This window comes from Pseudonocardia parietis, from assembly GCF_017876315.1.
GTDB lineage: Bacteria > Actinomycetota > Actinomycetes > Mycobacteriales > Pseudonocardiaceae > Pseudonocardia > Pseudonocardia parietis.
This window is the reverse complement of record NZ_JAGINU010000001.1, coordinates 6,655,090-6,672,101: the sequence shown is the minus strand read 5'-3', so window position 1 is coordinate 6,672,101 and position 17,012 is coordinate 6,655,090. Positions and strand designations below refer to the sequence as shown.

Sequence of the window (17,012 nt, the reverse complement as noted above, 5' to 3'; positions counted from 1 at the left end):
GCTCAGGGAGCCGGTGCGCCCTCGCCGAGCGCGGTCTCACGGACGAGCAGCACCGCGCCGAGTGCGAGCACGGCGAGCGGGAGGGTGGCGAGGAAGACGAGCTGCAGCCCGTGCGTGTAGGACTCCCGCACGGCGTCGGCCAGCGGCGGGGGCAGTGCGGCGACCTGGGCGGGTGTGCCGAGCAGCAGCGCGACGTCGTCGTCGGTCGCGGGCAGGCCGGCGGCGGCCAGCGCAGCGGGCAGGTCGGCCCGCAGCCGGGCGGCGATCAGCGCGCCGAACGCGGCCACCCCGACCGCGCCGCCGAGCGTGCGGGTGAAGGTCGCCGATGAGCCGGCCACGCCGACGTCGCCGGGGCCGACGGCGTCCTGCGCGGCGAGCACGAGCACCTGCTGGGTCAGTCCGGTCCCGGCGCCGAGCAGCGCCATCCCGGCCGCGACCTGCCACGCGGGGGTGGCCGGGGTGAGCGGTGCGAGTACCGCCAGCCCGGCGACAAGCAGCGTGCAGCCGATCGCGGGAAACCGTTTCCAGCGCCCGGTCCGCACGATCAGCCGGCCGACCACGGCCGAGGCGACGATCATCGTCCCGATCTGCGGGAGCATCAGCAGCCCGGCGGTCATGGCGTCGTGGCCGTGCACCACCTGCAGGAACTGCGGCAGGTAGATGATCCCGCCGAACATCACCGTCCCGACCAGCAGGCTGGTGGCGCAGACGATGGTGAACGTCCGGCTCCGGAACAGCCGTGGCGGCAGGATCGGATCGGGCGCGCTGTGTTCGCGCAGCACCGCGAGCACGGTCGTCACCACGACCACGCCCGCCAGGACCGCGGTCGCCGGTGACGACCACGGCCACGCCACCCCGCCGGCCGACAGCAGCACGACCAGCCCGCCTGCGGCGAGTGCCAGCAGCGCTGCCCCCAGGTGGTCCAGCGGCGCGGTGCGCGGTGCCGGGCGGCGGTCCGGCGCGAGCCGAACCAACAGTGCCGCGGCCAACGTCACCGGCACGACACCGAGGAAGCACCAGCGCCATCCCGGTCCGGCCGGGCCGACCAGCAGCCCGCCGATCAGCGGTCCGGCCACCGAGGCGGTACCGAACGAGAGCCCGAACCAGCCGGTGTAGCGGCCCCGCTCGCGGGCCGGTATCAGCACGGCGACCAGCGCGTTCGCACAGGCCAGGATGCCGCCCGACGCGGCGCCCTGCAGCGCCCGGCCGACGATCAGCCAGCCCATCGTCGTGGCCAGCCCGGCGACCAGGGACGAGGCCACGAACAGGGCGATGGCGGCGAGCAGCATCGGGCGCGCTCCGCGGCGGTCGGCGAGCTTGCCCCACACCGGCGTCGCCGCCGTCATCGTCAGCAGTGCGGCCGCCGCGACCCAGGCGACCCGGTCCTGCCCGCCGAGCTCACCGGCGATCGTGGGCAGCGCGATCCCGATGATCGTGTTGGTCAGCGAGCCGGTGAACAGGGCGACCAGCGCGCCCGCCAGCACCGCGGGCGCCGAGAAGCCGGCCCCGGCGGCGGTCCCGCGGGTGGTCGCCTCAGCCATCGGCCCGGGGCAGGACCTCGGCCTCCAGCCACCCACCCACCGCGCCGTCGAGGTAGTCCGGGGCGGACCGGCGGGCGTCGACGTTGTCGGCGTGCAGCTCCAGCACCGGGATCCCGGCCGCGCGCAACGCACGGGTGGTCGCCCAACTGCCGCGGGCGTCGTCGGACACCAGGTGGACGACGCCGTGCACGCCGTGCGAGCGGGCCTCCTCGACGTACCACTCGGCCGACCACGGCGGGGTGTAGAGCTGGTCGGAGAACGCTGCGAACCGTGCGGCGAGGGTCCGGAGCGGGTCGTCGCCGTAGCGGATGTAGCCGTCGGCGGCGATCGCCAGGTACATCGACCAGACGAACACGGCGCCGTAGCGGTCCTGGAAGCGCCGGTAGAAGTCCAGGTCGAACCACAGTCCGCGGCCGACCCACATCAGCCGGGCCCGTTCGCCGCTGCACACGGCGGTGCCGCCGGTGACCCGCTCGGCCACCTCGTCGTGCAGCTGTTTCGCGGCGTCCCGGGCCCAGACGGTGCCCCGGTGCCACTGCGGGATCATGACGGCCGGGATGGAGTCGGTGACCGCGACCGGGCACGGCCGGGCCGCGGCGATCAGGTCCCGGGTACGCCGGTTCCACTCCTCCTGCTCGTTGGTCAGCGCCAGTACTTCGGCGAAGCGTTGCTCGGAGAACCGCAATCCGGTGGTCTGCTCCAGGAATCGGATCAGCCCCTCCAGCTCGCCGACCATCAGGTCGAGCCGGTCGGTGCCGACCGCGGACTCCCAGTGGTGCGGCATCAGCTCCCACCAGCGTTCCGGGACGGTGTCGGCGGCTGCGCTCTCCAGCGGGTAGAAGGTGACGCCGGGCTGGTCGCCCCAGACGTCGAAGATCTTGCGGGAGGCGTCGCCCGTGGTCTCGGCCAGCACGACCGACGGCATCGGGAGCCCGCCCCACGGCGCGGAGGCCGGGTCGGGGTCGAAGGCGCTGCCCAGCGCGGTCGAGCTGTACTGCTCGGTGTAGTCGGGGTAGCCGCGTTCGCGCAGCCGGGCCAGGTGGTCCTGGGTACGCCGCTTGGTCGCGACGATCGATGCCCACCACTGGTTGACGACGTAGGGGATGCCCATCGCGCGGAAGATCTCCTGGGGGGCGTCGGCGTTGACCAGGGCGAGCGGAGCTCCGGGGATGTGGTCACGCTGCAGGTCGGCGAACCACCGACGCTGGTACGCCGTCGCGGCGGCTGCGCTGGGCAGCCGGTCGGCGCGGGTGGGCGCGCTCATGCGGCCACCGCCGGCGTCCGCAACTCGGCGAGTGCTCGGTCCAGCCCGGCCGGGTCGACCGCACCGTAGGGCTGGTGTTCCAGCAACGCCGCGGGCACGCCCGCCGCCGCCCGCTGCGCGGACCAGTCCCACGCGGGCGCGTCGTCGTGCTCGCGGACGTAGCCGAGCAGCGCCGCCGCAGCGCGGGAACGAACCCCGGCCGCGGTGTGCGCGGCCCGCTCCGCGATCGACGCCCGCGGCGCGGCGGGCCCGTTGTGCTGGTAGCGCTCGGCCAGCGCGAGATCCAGTCCGGCCGGGCCGGCGGGCATCCCGACGTCGGTGCGGGACAGCAGGTCGCCGTGGTCGTGATCCTCGCCGACGACGAGTAGCCCGGCGCCCTCCAGCGTCGCGTAGACGTCGGGGGAGTCGTGGCTGCTGCCGGTCAGATACACCGGGTGCCCGGGCCGCGGGTCCCGGTCGGGCAGCTCGTCGAGCAGCGCGGCCAGCAGCGTCGCCGACCGGTCGGCCGGCAGCGACGTCGACGCCGCGACCACGCCCAGGTACTCCGTGCCGGTCAGCCGCCGCTCGGCCCGCAGCGCCCCGGCCGCTCGCAGCAGCCCACGCACCCGGTCGTGCGTGACGACGGCGGCGGCCAGGTCGTCGTCGCCCGCCGGGCGTCCGGCCCGCTCGGCCAGCCAGGCGCGGAGCCCACGGACCTTCGCCCACACGTAGCGGGTGGTGGTGCGGTGCGGCAGGTGCAGGACGTCGACCAGGTGCACCGGCGGGAGTGCGGTCTCCGGCTCCACCCGGCGCAGCTCGCGTAGTACGTAGAACAACCGCAGCGACGCCTCGCAGTCCCGCGAGACGACGAGCACCTCCAGCGGCCCGTAGGCGCCGGCCAGCAGCCGGGTCAGCACCGAGCAGGCGACCGGGTCGAGCCCGCCGCCGAGGAGACGGCGTCCCTCCGCGGCGTCCTCGTGTGGGGAGCCGGCCAGCCGCAGCGGGAGGTAACCGGCCGCGGTCAGCAACTCGACCGGCACATCGGCGCCGATGTATCCGGCGACCGGCCGGTCAGGTGTGTGGGCAGGGTCGAGCAACGCAGCGAGTGCCGCGGACATGGTGGTCTCCCGGGGAGTCGGTCAGATGACGGCGTCGGCGGCGAGTTCGGCGATCTCGTCGTCGCGGTAGCCGAGCAGGTCGCGGTAGACGCGGTCGTTGTGCTCACCGAGCGTGGGCGCGGGCTCGTCCAGGCCGACGTCGGCGCCGGAGAAGACGATCGGTATCCCGGTTGCGGAGAGGTCGGCGGTCGCCCCGTGCCGCGGGTGGGTCAGCGGGACGACCTCGCGGCGGTCGCGCACCAGCGGGTCACGCACCGCCTCCCGCGGGTCGCGGACCTCTGCTGCCGGGACGCCCTCGGCGGAGAGCCGGTCGATGATCTCGTCTCGGGGAAGCTCCCGGCACCAGTCGCCGATCAGCGCGTGCAGCTCGTCCGCGCGCTCGACGCGCTGGTCACGGGTGCGGTAGCGGTCGTCGTCGACGAGGTCGTCGCGGCCCATCGCGCGCAGCACCCCGCGGGCGAACGCGTCGGTGGGCGCACAGAGTGCGATGTGCCCGTCCGCGGCCTCCATGATCCCGAACGGGGCGAGCCGGGGCACCATCGCGCCGGTGCGCTGCTCCAGCCCGACGGCGTCGTAGGCATCGAACGGTTCGCAGGCGACCAACGAGGTCAGCGCCCCCAGCATGGAGACGTCGACGTGCTGGCCCTGCCCGGAACTCTCCGCCTGCAGCAGCGCTGACACGGTCCCGACGACCGCGTACAGCGGCGCCAGGAGGTCGCCGACCGGCAGTCCGAACCGGACCGGGTCACCCCCCGGCTCGCCGGCGGTCATCATCACCCCGGACAGGGCCTGGATGATCGAGTCCATCGCCTTGCCCGAACCCGGTCCGCCCTGCGCACCGAATCCGCTGATCGAGGTGTAGACCAGTTTCGGGTTGATCTCCCGCACCGCGGCGTAGTCGATACCCAACCGGCTGGTGACTCCCGGTGAGTAGTTCTCCACGAGCACATCCGCACTGCGCACGAGATCGGTGAACACGGTCTTCGATCGCGGGTCCTTGAGGTTGAGCGTGACGCTGAGCTTGCCGCGGCCGCGGACCAGCATGGACACCGACATGTCGTCGTCGTGCCTGCGGCCCAGTGCCAGGCCGTCCCGGCCCAGGTAGGGCGCGTTGTTACGGGAGGTGTCCCCGCCGGTCACGGGGTTCTCCACCTTGATCACCGTGGCGCCCAGCCCGGCGAGCAGCAGTGTCGCGTAGGGGCCCGCCAGAGCGGTGGTCAGGTCGATGACGGTGCGGCCGGCAAGCGGCTGGTCGGTCACGTGGTCTCCTCGATCGTGCCCGCCCCGGCGACGACCCAGTCGTCGCCGCGGCGGACCAGCCGGCCGTTGAGCCGGGCGCGGGTGGTGATGTCGCGGACGTAGTCGACGACGGGCGAGTCGGGCCCCTGCGGAACCGGACGGCCGGCGTCGTCGATCCGGCAGGGCACGATCCCGGCATCGACGAGGCCGTCGCGGTCGAACCGGCAGGTGGCGACGACGGTGTCGCGGCTCTCCGGATGGAACGGGTAGTACGGCATGTCCGGGTCGGGGGCGAAGCCGTAGAGCGCCTTGCGCTTCTCCGCCCAGGCTGCGCGCTCGGCGCTGTCGCCGCCTTCGGTCGGCGTGAGTGCCCGGGTGACGGTCACGAAGTTGCCGAGCCCGTGGAAGATCGGCTTCCCACGCCAGACCTCGATGCCGCGCATGATGTGCGCGTGATGGCCGAACACGGCGTCGGCACCGGCGTCGATCGCGGCTCGCGCGACCGGCGACTCGTACATCGCCACCGCGGCGGGGGTGTGCCCGACGCCCTTGTGCAGTCCGACCAGCACCACGTCGACGTCGGCGCGCAGCCGGGCCACGTCATCGGCCATCGCCGCCAGCGACTCCGGATCGGCGAAGGTGTAGATCCGCGGTGGGCCGCCGGGACTGGCGTGGTCGAGCTCGTAGTGGGTGAGCACGTGCACGTAGGCGCAGCCGGCCTTGCGCGAGGTCGCCCAGGACTCCCGTGGGCCGACGCAGTTGTACGACAGGACTCCGATCCGCAGACCTCCGCGCTCGACGATCGCCGCGGCCCTGGCCGCGGCGAGATCGGCGCCCGCTCCGGCCGGGACCAGGCCTGCCTTGTGGGCGTGCGCGACGGTGTCGGTCACCCCGATCTCGCCGGCGTCGAAGATGTGGTTGCCGGCCAGGGTGACGACGTCGACGCCGGCGTCGCGCAGCGCGTTCAGCGCGGCCGGGTCCGCGGGCGGTGCCGGGACGTCGGTCGAGACCTGCGCCGTGGTCGTCGAGTGGGGGACCTCGACGTGCCCGACCGTCAGGTCCGCGGCGCGCAGCAGCGGCGTCGACGGTGCCAGGAACGACGCCGGGTCCGGCTCGTCGAGGATCAGGTCCCCGACCGCAGCGACGGTGATCATGTAGAAACCTCCCGGGAATGGCGGGACAGGAAGGCACGCAGCCGCTCGCTCGACGGGTTCCCGAATACCTGCGACGGCGGGCCGGTCTCGACGATCCGGCCGGCTTCCATGAAGATCACGCGGTCGGCGACCTCGCGGGCGAAGGCCATCTCGTGGGTCACCACGACCATGGTCAGCCCATCCCCGGCGAGGGTTCGCAGCACGCCGAGAACCTCCTCGACGAGCTCCGGGTCCAGAGCCGACGTCGGCTCGTCGAACAGCAGGATCCGGGGCCTGGTGGCGAGTGCGCGGGCGATCGCCACCCGCTGTTGCTGGCCGCCGGAGAGCTGGCGCGGGTAGTGGTGCAGCCGATCACCGAGGCCGACCCGTTCCAGCAGCGCGACGGCGTCCCGGTCGGCCTCGGCGGCGGAGCGGCCGTGCACCCGCCGGGGCGCCTCGGTGACGTTGCGCAGCGCGCTGAAGTGGGGGAACAGGTTGAACTGCTGGAAGACCATGCTGATTCGGCGGCGCTGTGCGGCGGTACCCTTCGGGGCGAGCGGACGTACCCCGCCGCGATGCTCCTCGTAGCCGAGGAGTTCGCCGTCGAGGTACATCCCGCCGCCGTCGATCGGCTCGAGCTGGTGAACGCAGCGGACCAGTGTCGACTTTCCGGAGCCCGACGGGCCGATCACGACGACGACCTCGCCCTCGGTCACGTCCAGGTCCACCGCGTCGAGTGCGGTGTGGTCACCGAATCGCTTCGTCACACCGTGCAGGGCGAGGACGGGGCTCACGAGGCACCTCCGGGCGCGACGGTGCGGACGTGGCCCCGGGCGAAGCGGTGCTCGAGCCGGCGCTGGCCGATCGTGAGCAGCGTGACGACCGCCAGGTACCAGATGCAGGCGACGAGGAGCATCGGGACGATCTCGTAGGTCTGGTTGTAGATGACCTGCACCGAGTGCAGGAGGTCGTTCATGGCGATCACCGACACCAGGGCCGTCCCCTTCACGACCGTGATGAACTGGCTGCCGGACGGTGGGATGATCACTCGCATCGCCTGGGGCAGGACGATCCGGAAGAACGTGTGCCCTGCGGTGAACCCCATCGCCGACGCGGCCTCGCGCTGCCCCTGGTCCACACCGAGGATCCCGGCCCGGATGATCTCGGCCATGTAGGCGGACTGGACCAGCGACAGCCCGATCACGCCCGCGGTGAGCGGGGTGATGAGATCGTTGGCGTCCCAGCTGACCAGGTCCGGCCCCCCGAACGGAACCCCGATCGATATCTCGGGCACCAGGTAGGCGAGGTTGAACCAGAAGATCAGCTGGACCAGCGGCGGGATCCCGCGGAAGACGCCGACGTAGATCGTCGCCGCCCATCGGATGGGCCCGAACTCGGAGAGTTGCGCGGCGGCCAGCGCCCCGCCGACCACCGAGCCGATCACCATGGCGAGGACGGCGAGCAGCAGCGTGGTGCCGAGGCCTCGGAGAACCGAGGGGGCGAACAGGTGGGCCGCGACGACGTCCCACTGGAACCGCTCGTTGCCGATGAGAAACGCGACGAGCTCGACGGCGATCAGCAGCAGGACCCCGGAGGCCACCCATCGGCCCGGCCGGAACCGGGCGTGCGCCGTGGCGACGTCGTGGGTGCGTGTGCTGGGGCGGGAGCTCGGTGCGGTCGTGGTCACGGCGCGGTGCCTGCGTTGTACTCGGGGGCCGGCACCGTCACGTCGGTGAGGCCCCACTCCTGCATGATCTGCTGGTAGGTGCCGTCGCGGAACAGTTCCTCGAACGCATCCTGCATCGCCGGGCCGAGTCCGCCGTCCTTCGGCACGAAGAGCGCGAGCTTGTCGGCGGTCGCGCCCTGCTCCTCGGTCTGTGTGACGTAGGTGTAGGAACCCTGCTGCTGGGTGGTGACGTCGATCGCGGCGGCCTGCGTCATCCCGGCGGCCTCGGCCCGGCCGGCCTGGGCGGCGAGCAGGGTGGCGTTGGTGTCCGCCAGACCGATCGACTCGACGGCGCCACGACCGGTCCGTTCGCAGTAGGCGGAGAGTCCCCGCAGCTGCTCCTCGACCACGCTGGCGGTGATGACGGCGACCCGGCGGCCACACAGATCGTCGGTGGAACCGATCGGGGTCGGTGCGCCCGCCGGCACCACGTACGAGGTGCGGGTGGTCATCCACGTGACCGTGTCGAACTGACGTTCCCGCTCGGCGGTGACCTTGACCGGCCCGTTGAAGGCGTCGTAGCGGCCGGCGAGCATCCCCTGCAGAGCGGCGGGCAGGCTGTCGACCACGCTCGTCTCGATCCGAACGCCGAGCACACGGCCCAGCGCTTCCTGGAAGTCGGCGTCGATGCCGGTGATCGAGCCGTCGGCGCCGACCGTGCGGTACGGCGGGTGCGAGTCACCGGCGAAGCGGATGACTCCGGCCTCCTTGATCGAGTCCGGAAGGGCCGCGTGCAGCGCGGGGTTCGCGCCGGGTGGTGGGGCCGAGTCGGAGGCGTCCCCTGTCGTCGCCCCGCATCCGGAGACCAGCAGGGTCGATGCGGCGAGCGCAGCGAGCATCCAGCGGCGCGTCCGGTGAAGAGGGATATGGCGCATGGCGAGGTTCTCCCTGCGTTGGGTCGTGCCATGTGGTCGTCGGGCCGGGAGCACACCCAGGCAACTGCCGACGATGATGTCGACGAGCGTCGCATGTGATGTTGCCAATTACAACACCGATTTCACCCGGGCGGATCCAGAACCGGTGACACGTACGCTGACGACAGAGGGAGGGGTGTCGATGTCGGATGGCGGACGAGGGCGGGCCGAGCCCCAGCTCCTGCTGACCTCCGTGCTGGGTGACCACTGGTACTGGCGCGACGAGTGCATCCCGTCCGCGGCGCTGGTGCGGCTTCTCGCGGAGTTCGGGATCGGCCAGGAGAACGCGCGAGCTGCGATGCGCCGGCTCGCCGCGAAGGGCCTGCTCACCGCCTCTCGAACGGGACGAACGACGGCCTACGGCATCCCGCCTCGCACCAGCGATGTCATCGTCGACCGCACGCACCGGATGCTGACCTTCGGTGTCTCCGTTCCGGAGTGGGACGGGTACTGGACGGTCGTCGTGTTCTCGGTGCCGGAGCAGGAGCGCGAGGTGCGCACCGCTCTGCGATCCAGGTTGCGGGTGCTCGGCCTGGCTGCGCTCTACGACGGAGTGTGGGTCTCTCCGCGCGACCTCGCGGAGCCGGCACGCGACCTGGTCGCCGAACTGGGCATCGGGCGGGCGACCGTGCTGCGCGCAACCGAGGTGCCCGGGGGGCCGGCCGGAGGTGGCCCGGCCGCTGCGTTCGACCTCGACGGACTGGCGGCGGACTACCGCGAGTTCGTACGAACCTACGAGCCGCTGCGCGACGAGCTCGCCGCTGGTCGCATCGGTCCGGCCGACGCCCTGCGGATCCGTACCGAGGTGCGCGTCGCCTGGCGGTCGTTCCCGGAGCGGGACCCCGATCTTCCGGCCGAGATGCTCCCCGAGGGTTGGCTTCGCGCTGAGGCTCAGCGACTCTTCCTGGAGGTCTACGACCGGCTCGGCCCGCTGGCGGAGCACCGGTTCCGGCAGGTGCTCGCCGAGTTCGACCCGGAGCTCGCCGATCTCGCTTCGCATCACGACAGTGCGCGCATCGCGCGGCTGTACGCCGAACTCGGGGATCGGCGCGCCCGGGGTGACACGCCGTTCGAGCAGGCTGTCCAGGCCCGCCGGTTGAGCGAGATGCGCCGCGGTCGACCGCCTGCTTGATTGCCAGGCTTCCTTTCGAAATTCGAGTGACGCAGGCCACTGACACTTGCATTGAATGCACCGGCCCTCGCAGTGTCTCGGAAGATTCATCAGGAAACCTGATGAACGGAGCGAGGAGGTTCGGGTGGCGTTTCTCGATCCCGCGACGTGGCAGGGCCGGGTCTTCACCGGGGTGTGGGGTTCCGGCGGCGTCGGTGTCAGGGAGGTCCGGGAGCCGGCGACCGGCGCCGTACTCGGCTCGGTGGGTGTCGCCGGTGCCGCCGACGTGGCCGCCGCCGTCGAGCGTGCTGCCGAAGCACAACGCGACTGGGCGGCGACCCCGCACACCGAGCGGTCGGCGGTCCTCCTCCGTGCCGCCGCGCTGTTCGCCGAGCACTCCGATGACATCGCCGACTGGCTGGTCCGCGAATCGGGCTCGGTGCGGCTCAAGGCGGGGATCGAGATCGACGGTTCGGCGGGGGAGTGCACCCAGGCCGCCGGCCTGGCGTCGGCCCCGTACGGGGAGCTGCTGCCCGCCGCGGACCGGATCAGCCTGGAGCGCCGGGTGCCGGCCGGCGTCGTCGCGGTGATCTCACCGTTCAACTTCCCGCTGCTGCTGTCGATGCGCTCGGTGGCGCCGGCGCTCGCCCTGGGAAACGCGGTGATCGTGAAGCCGGACCCGCGGACCGCGGTGTGCGGCGGCGTCGTCATCGCGCGGGTGTTCGAGGAAGCAGGGCTCCCGGCCGGGCTGCTGCAGGTTCTCCCCGGCGACGCCGAGGCAGGCGCCGCGCTCGTCGAGCACCCGCAGGTGCCGGTGCTGTCGTTCACCGGGTCCACCCGAGCCGGTCGGGTGATCGGCTCGAAGGCCGGTGAGCTGCTCAAGCGCGCCCACCTGGAGCTGGGCGGCAACAGCGCGCTGATCGTCTGCGCGGACGCCGACCTGGAGGCCGCCGCGTCCTGCGGGGCGTTCGGCAGCTTCCTGCACCAGGGGCAGATCTGCATGGCCACCGGCCGTCATCTGGTGCACCGCTCGCTGTACGAGCGCTACATCGAGCTGCTGAGCAAGAAGGCCGAGCAGCTCCCGGTCGGTGACCCCTACACCGACGAGGTCGCGCTCGGCCCGATCATCGATGCCGGCCAGCTGGACAAGGTCCGGGACCTCGTCGAACGCAGTGTCGCCGCGGGCGCCCGGCTCCTGCAGGGCGGGACGGCCGACGGTCCGTTCTTCCGGCCGACCGTGCTCGCCGACTGCCACCCCGGCGTTCCCGCCTACACCGAGGAGGTGTTCGGCCCGGTCGCGTGCGTGCGCCCGTTCGACACCCTCGACGAAGCGGCCGCCATGGCGGCCGAGACCGAGTACGGGCTGTCCCTCGGCGTGATCACCGCCGACCCGGCCGCCGGACTCGCGCTGGCCGACCGCATCCCGTCCGGACTCGTCCACATCAACGACCAGACCGTCAACGACGACCCCGCCGCCCCGTTCGGCGGTGTCGGTGCCTCCGGTATCGGCCGGGTCGGCGGGGCCCGAGCGAACCTCGAGGCCTTCACCGAGACCCAGTGGGTCACCGTCCGCGCCGAGTCCGCCCGCTACCCGTTCTGAGCCCTGCCACCGAAAGGACGCTTGTCATGGCTGCTCCGATCAGCACCCGCGAAACCGCCGAGGTCCCCTGGGGCAACACCGTTCTCGTCGAGTTCGACGAGGGCATCGCCTGGGTCACGCTCAACCGCCCGGACAAGCGCAACGCGATGAACCCGACCCTCAACGACGAGATGGTCGCCACCCTGGACGCGCTCGAGGCCGACCCGCGGTGTCGGGCCCTGGTCCTCACCGGCGCCGGCGACGCGTTCTCCGCCGGCATGGACCTCAAGGAGTACTTCCGCGAGGTCGACGAGTCCGGCGACCCCGCCCTGCAGAGCCGGGTCCGCCGCGCCTCGGCCGAGTGGCAGTGGAAGCGCCTGGCCAACTGGTCCAAGCCGACGGTCGCCATGGTCAACGGCTGGTGCTTCGGTGGCGCCTTCACCCCGCTGGTCGCCTGCGACCTGGCGATCTCCGACGAAGCGGCGCAGTACGGGCTGTCCGAGATCAACTGGGGGATCCCGCCCGGTGGCGTCGTCAGCCGGGCACTCGCCGCGACCGTCAGCCAGCGCGACGCGTTGTACTTCATCATGACCGGCGAGCCGTTCGACGGCCGGCGCGCCGCGGAGATGCGCCTGGTCAACGAGGCCGTCCCCGCCGAGCGGCTGCGTGAGCGGACCCGCGAGCTGGCGCTCAAGCTCGCGTCGATGAACCCGGTCGTCATGCGCGCGGCGAAGGTGGGCTACAAGCTCGCCCAGGAGATGCCGTGGGAGCAGGCCGAGGACTACCTCTACGCCAAGCTCGAGCAGTCCCAGTTCCTCGACGCCGAGCGCGGCCGGCAGAAGGGCATGACCCAGTTCCTGGACGACAAGACCTACCGTCCGGGTCTGTCGGCGTACTCGGACGAGTAACCCGATGCGTGACGAGGGGCTGGGCTCCTGGCCCGCGCGCCGGGCGCGGATGACGCCGGGCCGGGTCGCACTGCTCCACGGCGACCGCCGCGACACCTACGCCGACCTGGCCCGGCGGACCGCGGCGCTGGCCGCCGGACTGCGCCGGCTCGGGGTCCGGCGCGGGGACCGGGTCGGTTACCTCGGTCCGAACCATCCGGCCTACGTGGAGACGTTGTTCGCCACCGCGACGCTCGGGGCGGTGTTCGTGCCGGTCAACGCCCGGCTTGCGGCTCCGGAGCTGGCGTTCGTGCTCGACGACGCCGGTGTCGCGGTCCTCGTGCACAGCGATGCTGCGGCATCACTGGTCGACGCGGCCACGGAGCCGCATGACGAGACCGCCGCGGCGCAGGCACCCGGTGACGGCACGGGCATGCCGCGCACCCCCGCTGCTGCGGCCGGGCCGCTCCGCGCGCGGCTGGTCATCGGCGGAACGTACGACGCCCTGCTGGAGATGCCGGCCGAGCCGGTCGACGAGCCGGTCGGGCTCGACGACCCGTGCCTGATCATGTACACCTCCGGGTCCACCGGGCGGCCGAAGGGAGCGGTGCTCTCGCACGGCAACCTCACCTGGAACTGTGTGAACGTGCTGGTCGAGTCGGACCTCTCCGGTGACGAGGTCGCACTCGTCGCCGCCCCGCTGTTCCACACCGCGGCACTGGGCATGACCTGCCTGCCCACCCTGCTCAAGGGTGGCACCTGCGTGCTCATGGAGTCGTTCGAACCGGGCACGGCGCTGGAGCTGATCGCCAGGCACCGGGTCACGCTGCTGTTCGGCGTTCCCGCCATGTACGACGCGATCGCCGCCCGTCCGGAGTGGATGGACACCGATCTGTCGAGCGTCCGGACCCTGCTCTGCGGCGGGTCGCCGGTACCGGATGCGACCACACACCGGTGGCTGGAGCGGGGTCTGACCTTCGTGCAGGGCTATGGGATGACCGAGACCGCGCCCGGCGTGCTGATCCTCGATCCGGCGTCGGCGCGGACGAAGGCGGGCACCGCGGGCGTGCCCTCGTTCTTCACCGACGTACGGATCGTGGCCCCCTCCGGGGAGCCGGTCGCGTCCGGGGAGCGGGGCGAGATCCTGGTGCGGGGGCCGAACGTGATGATCGGGTACTGGAACCGGCCGGACGCCACCGACGAGGCGCTGGCCGGAGGCTGGATGCACTCCGGCGACGTTGCGACGGTCGACGGCGACGGCTACGTCACCGTGGTCGACCGGATCAAGGACATGATCGTCTCGGGTGGGGAGAACGTCTACCCCGCAGAGATCGAGTCCGCACTGTACGAGCACCCGGCGGTCGAGCTGTGCGCGGTCGTCGCGGCCCCGGACCCGAGGTGGGGCGAGGTACCGCGCGCGGTCGTCGTGTTGCGGGTCGGTGGGACGGCGAGCGCCGACGAACTCCGGACCCACCTGCGTGCGCGCCTGGCCGGGTACAAGGTGCCCAAGCACGTCGACTTCGTCGACGACCTGCCCCGGACCGGGTCGGGGAAGGTGATGAAGGCGGCGCTGCGGGAGCGGTTCGGATGACGGCGACGACGCCCGTACGGGCGGTGCGGGAGGATCCGGAGGTGCCGGACCGACCTCTCACGCTGTACCTCGTCAAGCGCTTGGAACTGGCGATCCGGGCACGGATGGACGAGGCGCTGCGCCCGCACGGGCTCACCACCCTGCAGTTCACCGCGCTCACCGCGCTGCGCGAGCGGGACGAGCTGTCCTCGGCCCAGCTCGCCCGGCGCTCGTTCGTCACTCCGCAGACGATGAACGAGATGGTGCGCTGGCTGGAGAACCACGGCTTCGTCGTCCGCCGACGCGACCCGGACAACCGCCGGGTTCTGCTGCTGACACTGACCGATGGCGGCCGTGACCTCCTCGAACGCTGCGACCCGTTGGTCGCGGCGATCGAGGAGGAGATGCTCGGCGCGGTGCCGGACGTCCAGCATCCGCTGTTCCGGCAGAGCCTGGAACTCGGCTACACCGCGCTGGCCGACCGGCAGAAGGGGACGTCGTGACGCTCGACCTCGACCGGCTCGTCGCGATCGACGTGCACACCCACGTCGAGCAGGACGGCCACGGCTCCGGACCGGTGGATCGAGGACTTCGCGGCGCTGGAGATCAGGGACGAGGTGCGGCCTCTCGTGTTGAAGGAGAACGCTGCACGCGTCCTCGGGATCACGGCAGGCTCCACGTAGCGGATTCCTGTTCCGGCTGGCCGTCGTCCTTGTAATCGGTCGGCGCCGGCGTCCCCGGCGGAGGTCGTCTCCGGCGCACAGCCTCACGGGGGCGGAGACGGTTCTCACCCGATGGTGTGATCTTGTGGGTGCGACTGATCACGTGGGCAGAGGGCCGCCTGGGCGGGCGTCCGACCGCCTCGCACAGGAAGGCCGGTTGTCCGCGCATGAACTCGAGAGAACCGAGGCGGGCGGGCCTGCGTGCCCTCCTGCTCATCGTCCTGGTGTCGGTGCTGGGCATGGCGCCGGTGTCGGTGGCCGGCGCTCAGGAGCCGCCGGCGCCGGGCAGCCCCGACCCGGGGCCCGAGTTCGCCCCGACGATGGTGGTCCTGGACGAGTCGGGGTCGATGACCGGGCCCGACCCGTCGGGCGGCACGAAGATGCAGGCCGCCCAGCAGGCCGTGCGCACGATGATCGACGCCACGCCCGACGCCGCCCCGGTCGGTCTCGCGGTCTACGGCACGTCGACCGGGAACTCCGAGGCGGAGCGTGCCCAGGGCTGCGAGGACGTCACCGTCCTGCAGCCGCCGTCCGCTCTCGACCGGGCCGCGATCACCGGCGCGGTCGACTCGGTGACCCCGCGCGGCTACACCCCGATCGGGCGGTCCCTGCAGGTCGCGGCCGAGGAACTGCCGCAGGAGGGCCCGAGGTCGATCGTGCTCGTCTCCGACGGCGAGGACACCTGCGCCCCGCCGGAGCCCTGCGAGGTCGTGCGTGAGCTGGCCGGCCAGGGACTCGACCTGGTCGTGCACGCCGTCGGGTTCGGCGTCGATGACACGGCTCGAGCCCAGCTCAGCTGCGTCGCCCAGACGACCGGCGGCACCTACACCGACGCCCTCGACGGGGAGGCACTCTCCCAGGTCCTGCCACGGATCACGGCCACGGCGCTGCGCAACTACGAGCCGACCGGGACCCCGATCACCGGCGGTCCCACCGTCGAGGCCGCCCCGGTCGCGGCCCCGGGCCAGCACCTGGACACGATCGGGCAGAAGGAGACCCGCTACTACTCCGTCGACGTGCCGGCCGGGGCCACCGCGTACTTCACCGCCACGGTCACCTACCCGCGCGTCCCCGGCGTCGGGGTCCTCGACGACTTCAACGCGCTGAACCTGCGCACCTACGGCGAGGCGGGCGAGGACTGCAACGAGTTCGAGGCCGCGCAGCAGTCGCGGTCCAGCGACGGAGCGACGCTGACGGTGTCGACCACCTGGACCGGGGCGGCGGAGGAGCGGACCGGCGGAGGAGCGGATCGGTGCAAGGGGCCCGGCCGCTACGTCTTCGGCCTGGTCTGGAACCGGGTGTCGGAGGGCGTCCCGGCCCGGCTGCCGGTGGAACTGCTGGTCGGTGTCGAGCAGCCGGTCACCGAGCCCGGCCCGGTCGCGGTACTGCCGGCTCCCACGCTCGCCGGGACCGACGCCGCGCCCGTGCCGGCGGCCGGCGGCGGGTCCTTCGCCACCGCGGGAGTTCTCGACGGCTCCGGGAGCTACACCGACACCCTCCAGCGCGGCGAGTTCGTCTTCTACCGGGTGCGACTGGACTGGGGACGGTCGCTGGCCTACCGGGTGCGGTTCGCCGAGACCCCCGGCCGCGGGCTGGCCAACCTCTCTCCCGTGCACACGACGTTGTACGCGCCCACCCGGGAGGAGATCGACGACGCCACCTTCCCCTACTCCGGCCGGAACGTGGTCCTGCCCACCCACGACCCCGCGCTCACGACCGTCCCGGTGCGCTATCTCAACCGTGACGCCGACGTCCTCGCGGCCAGATCGCAGAGCCTGCCGGGCTGGTACTACATCGGCGTCCAGGTGTCCCCGCCGCACGAGGAGGACAGCCGGACCGCCGCCCCGATCCCGGTCCGGATCGATCTCACCGTCAGCGGTGCCACCGAGCCCGGGCCGGTCTACGCCACCACTGCCGGGGCCACCCCGTTCGAGTCCGCCGCGGTGGCGGAGGGCGGGCCCCCGGCGGGGGTCGATTCGGACGACGCGGGCCCCGGGTTCCCCGGCACACCGGTCGTCGTGGCGGGCCTCGTCCTGCTCGCCGTAGGGACCGGCGGGGCGCTCGTCCTACGGCGACGCCGACGCGGCTGACCCTCCACCGGCGCCGAATGTCACGTGAGTGTCGTGGTCACCGCATCCACGTGACATTCGGCCGGGCGGCCGCACGAGTGGGTGGCGGTGTGCGGGGCGGGCTCGCGGCGGGGCGGGGGAGGGGCACGATGAGACGATC

At 72.4% G+C, this 17,012-nt stretch carries 15 protein-coding genes; 6 read left to right on the top strand and 9 right to left on the bottom strand.

Features of this window, described 5'->3' with window-relative positions:
• Positions 1 to 2 precede the first annotated feature (2 nt).
• From JOF36_RS31440 to JOF36_RS31405, 8 genes are read right to left on the bottom strand one after another with little or no spacing between them, the layout of a single operon-like run.
• Positions 3 to 1,541 (bottom strand): MFS transporter, encoded by a 1,539-nt coding sequence (locus JOF36_RS31440; RefSeq protein ID WP_210034115.1) that lies wholly within the window; start codon positions 1,539 to 1,541, stop codon positions 3 to 5.
• Positions 1,534 to 2,805: a 2-hydroxyacyl-CoA dehydratase family protein gene (locus JOF36_RS31435; RefSeq protein ID WP_210034113.1), complete on the bottom strand. Its 1,272-nt coding sequence runs from the start codon at positions 2,803 to 2,805 to the stop codon at positions 1,534 to 1,536. Before JOF36_RS31435 ends, JOF36_RS31440 begins: the two co-directional genes overlap by 8 nt.
• Positions 2,802 to 3,902 (bottom strand): 2-hydroxyacyl-CoA dehydratase family protein, encoded by a 1,101-nt coding sequence (locus tag JOF36_RS31430; RefSeq protein ID WP_210034111.1) that lies wholly within the window; start codon positions 3,900 to 3,902, stop codon positions 2,802 to 2,804. Before JOF36_RS31430 ends, JOF36_RS31435 begins: the two co-directional genes overlap by 4 nt.
• A 21-nt stretch (positions 3,903 to 3,923) precedes the next feature.
• Positions 3,924 to 5,162 carry a CaiB/BaiF CoA transferase family protein gene (locus tag JOF36_RS31425; protein ID WP_210034107.1) on the bottom strand — a complete coding sequence of 413 codons (1,239 nt, stop codon included), beginning with the start codon at positions 5,160 to 5,162 and terminating at the stop codon, positions 3,924 to 3,926.
• Positions 5,159 to 6,295, bottom strand: a complete 1,137-nt coding sequence (locus JOF36_RS31420) for a CapA family protein (protein WP_210034105.1) — start codon at positions 6,293 to 6,295, stop codon at positions 5,159 to 5,161. Before JOF36_RS31420 ends, JOF36_RS31425 begins: the two co-directional genes overlap by 4 nt.
• On the bottom strand, positions 6,292 to 7,068 hold the full coding sequence (locus JOF36_RS31415; protein WP_210034103.1) for an amino acid ABC transporter ATP-binding protein: 777 nt from the start codon (positions 7,066 to 7,068) through the stop codon (positions 6,292 to 6,294). The genes JOF36_RS31420 and JOF36_RS31415 overlap by 4 nt, the downstream gene beginning before the upstream one ends.
• Positions 7,065 to 7,961, bottom strand: a complete 897-nt coding sequence (locus JOF36_RS31410) for an amino acid ABC transporter permease (protein WP_210034102.1) — start codon at positions 7,959 to 7,961, stop codon at positions 7,065 to 7,067. Before JOF36_RS31410 ends, JOF36_RS31415 begins: the two co-directional genes overlap by 4 nt.
• On the bottom strand, positions 7,958 to 8,839 hold the full coding sequence (locus tag JOF36_RS31405) for a transporter substrate-binding domain-containing protein (RefSeq protein ID WP_245351049.1): 882 nt from the start codon (positions 8,837 to 8,839) through the stop codon (positions 7,958 to 7,960). Before JOF36_RS31405 ends, JOF36_RS31410 begins: the two co-directional genes overlap by 4 nt.
• Before the next feature lie 217 nt (positions 8,840 to 9,056).
• On the opposite strand from JOF36_RS31405, the gene JOF36_RS31400 reads away from it, so the two are divergent.
• The 5 genes from JOF36_RS31400 to JOF36_RS31380 all read left to right on the top strand — a co-directional run bounded on the left by JOF36_RS31400 (position 9,057) and on the right by JOF36_RS31380 (position 14,564).
• On the top strand, positions 9,057 to 10,046 hold the full coding sequence (locus tag JOF36_RS31400) for a PaaX family transcriptional regulator (protein WP_210034096.1): 990 nt from the start codon (positions 9,057 to 9,059) through the stop codon (positions 10,044 to 10,046).
• A gap of 124 nt (positions 10,047 to 10,170) precedes the next feature.
• Positions 10,171 to 11,625, top strand: a complete 1,455-nt coding sequence (locus JOF36_RS31395; protein ID WP_210034094.1) for a benzaldehyde dehydrogenase — start codon at positions 10,171 to 10,173, stop codon at positions 11,623 to 11,625.
• Between the two features lie 26 nt (positions 11,626 to 11,651).
• A complete protein-coding gene (locus JOF36_RS31390; RefSeq protein WP_210034092.1) occupies positions 11,652 to 12,512 on the top strand; it encodes a p-hydroxycinnamoyl CoA hydratase/lyase in 861 nt (286 codons plus the stop codon).
• Between the two features lie 4 nt (positions 12,513 to 12,516).
• A complete protein-coding gene (locus JOF36_RS31385) occupies positions 12,517 to 14,082 on the top strand; it encodes an acyl-CoA synthetase (protein ID WP_210034091.1) in 1,566 nt (521 codons plus the stop codon).
• Positions 14,079 to 14,564: a MarR family winged helix-turn-helix transcriptional regulator gene (locus JOF36_RS31380; protein WP_210034089.1), complete on the top strand. Its 486-nt coding sequence runs from the start codon at positions 14,079 to 14,081 to the stop codon at positions 14,562 to 14,564. The genes JOF36_RS31385 and JOF36_RS31380 overlap by 4 nt, the downstream gene beginning before the upstream one ends.
• Here the strand turns inward: JOF36_RS31380 and JOF36_RS41485 are convergent.
• Positions 14,525 to 14,728: a hypothetical protein gene (locus JOF36_RS41485; RefSeq protein WP_210034087.1), complete on the bottom strand. Its 204-nt coding sequence runs from the start codon at positions 14,726 to 14,728 to the stop codon at positions 14,525 to 14,527. The genes JOF36_RS31380 and JOF36_RS41485 overlap by 40 nt on opposite strands.
• Positions 14,729 to 14,950: 222 nt before the next feature.
• On the opposite strand from JOF36_RS41485, the gene JOF36_RS31370 reads away from it, so the two are divergent.
• On the top strand, positions 14,951 to 16,873 hold the full coding sequence (locus JOF36_RS31370) for a vWA domain-containing protein (protein ID WP_210034086.1): 1,923 nt from the start codon (positions 14,951 to 14,953) through the stop codon (positions 16,871 to 16,873).
• The last annotated feature ends 139 nt before the right edge of the window (positions 16,874 to 17,012 follow it).

What these genes read in the sequence shown, in the direction of transcription:
- JOF36_RS31440 (WP_210034115.1), bottom strand. Translation starts at nt 1,541, where the DNA reads ATGGCTGAGGCGACCACCCGCGGGACCGCCGCCGGGGCCGGCTTCTCG.
- JOF36_RS31435 (WP_210034113.1), bottom strand. Translation starts at nt 2,805, where the DNA reads ATGAGCGCGCCCACCCGCGCCGACCGGCTGCCCAGCGCAGCCGCCGCG.
- JOF36_RS31430 (WP_210034111.1), bottom strand. Translation starts at nt 3,902, where the DNA reads ATGTCCGCGGCACTCGCTGCGTTGCTCGACCCTGCCCACACACCTGAC.
- JOF36_RS31420 (WP_210034105.1), bottom strand. Translation starts at nt 6,295, where the DNA reads ATGATCACCGTCGCTGCGGTCGGGGACCTGATCCTCGACGAGCCGGAC.
- JOF36_RS31405 (WP_245351049.1), bottom strand. Translation starts at nt 8,839, where the DNA reads ATGCTCGCTGCGCTCGCCGCATCGACCCTGCTGGTCTCCGGATGCGGG.
- JOF36_RS31400 (WP_210034096.1), top strand. Translation starts at nt 9,057, where the DNA reads ATGTCGGATGGCGGACGAGGGCGGGCCGAGCCCCAGCTCCTGCTGACC.
- JOF36_RS31390 (WP_210034092.1), top strand. Translation starts at nt 11,652, where the DNA reads ATGGCTGCTCCGATCAGCACCCGCGAAACCGCCGAGGTCCCCTGGGGC.
- JOF36_RS31385 (WP_210034091.1), top strand. Translation starts at nt 12,517, where the DNA reads ATGCGTGACGAGGGGCTGGGCTCCTGGCCCGCGCGCCGGGCGCGGATG.
- JOF36_RS31380 (WP_210034089.1), top strand. Translation starts at nt 14,079, where the DNA reads ATGACGGCGACGACGCCCGTACGGGCGGTGCGGGAGGATCCGGAGGTG.
- JOF36_RS31370 (WP_210034086.1), top strand. Translation starts at nt 14,951, where the DNA reads ATGAACTCGAGAGAACCGAGGCGGGCGGGCCTGCGTGCCCTCCTGCTC.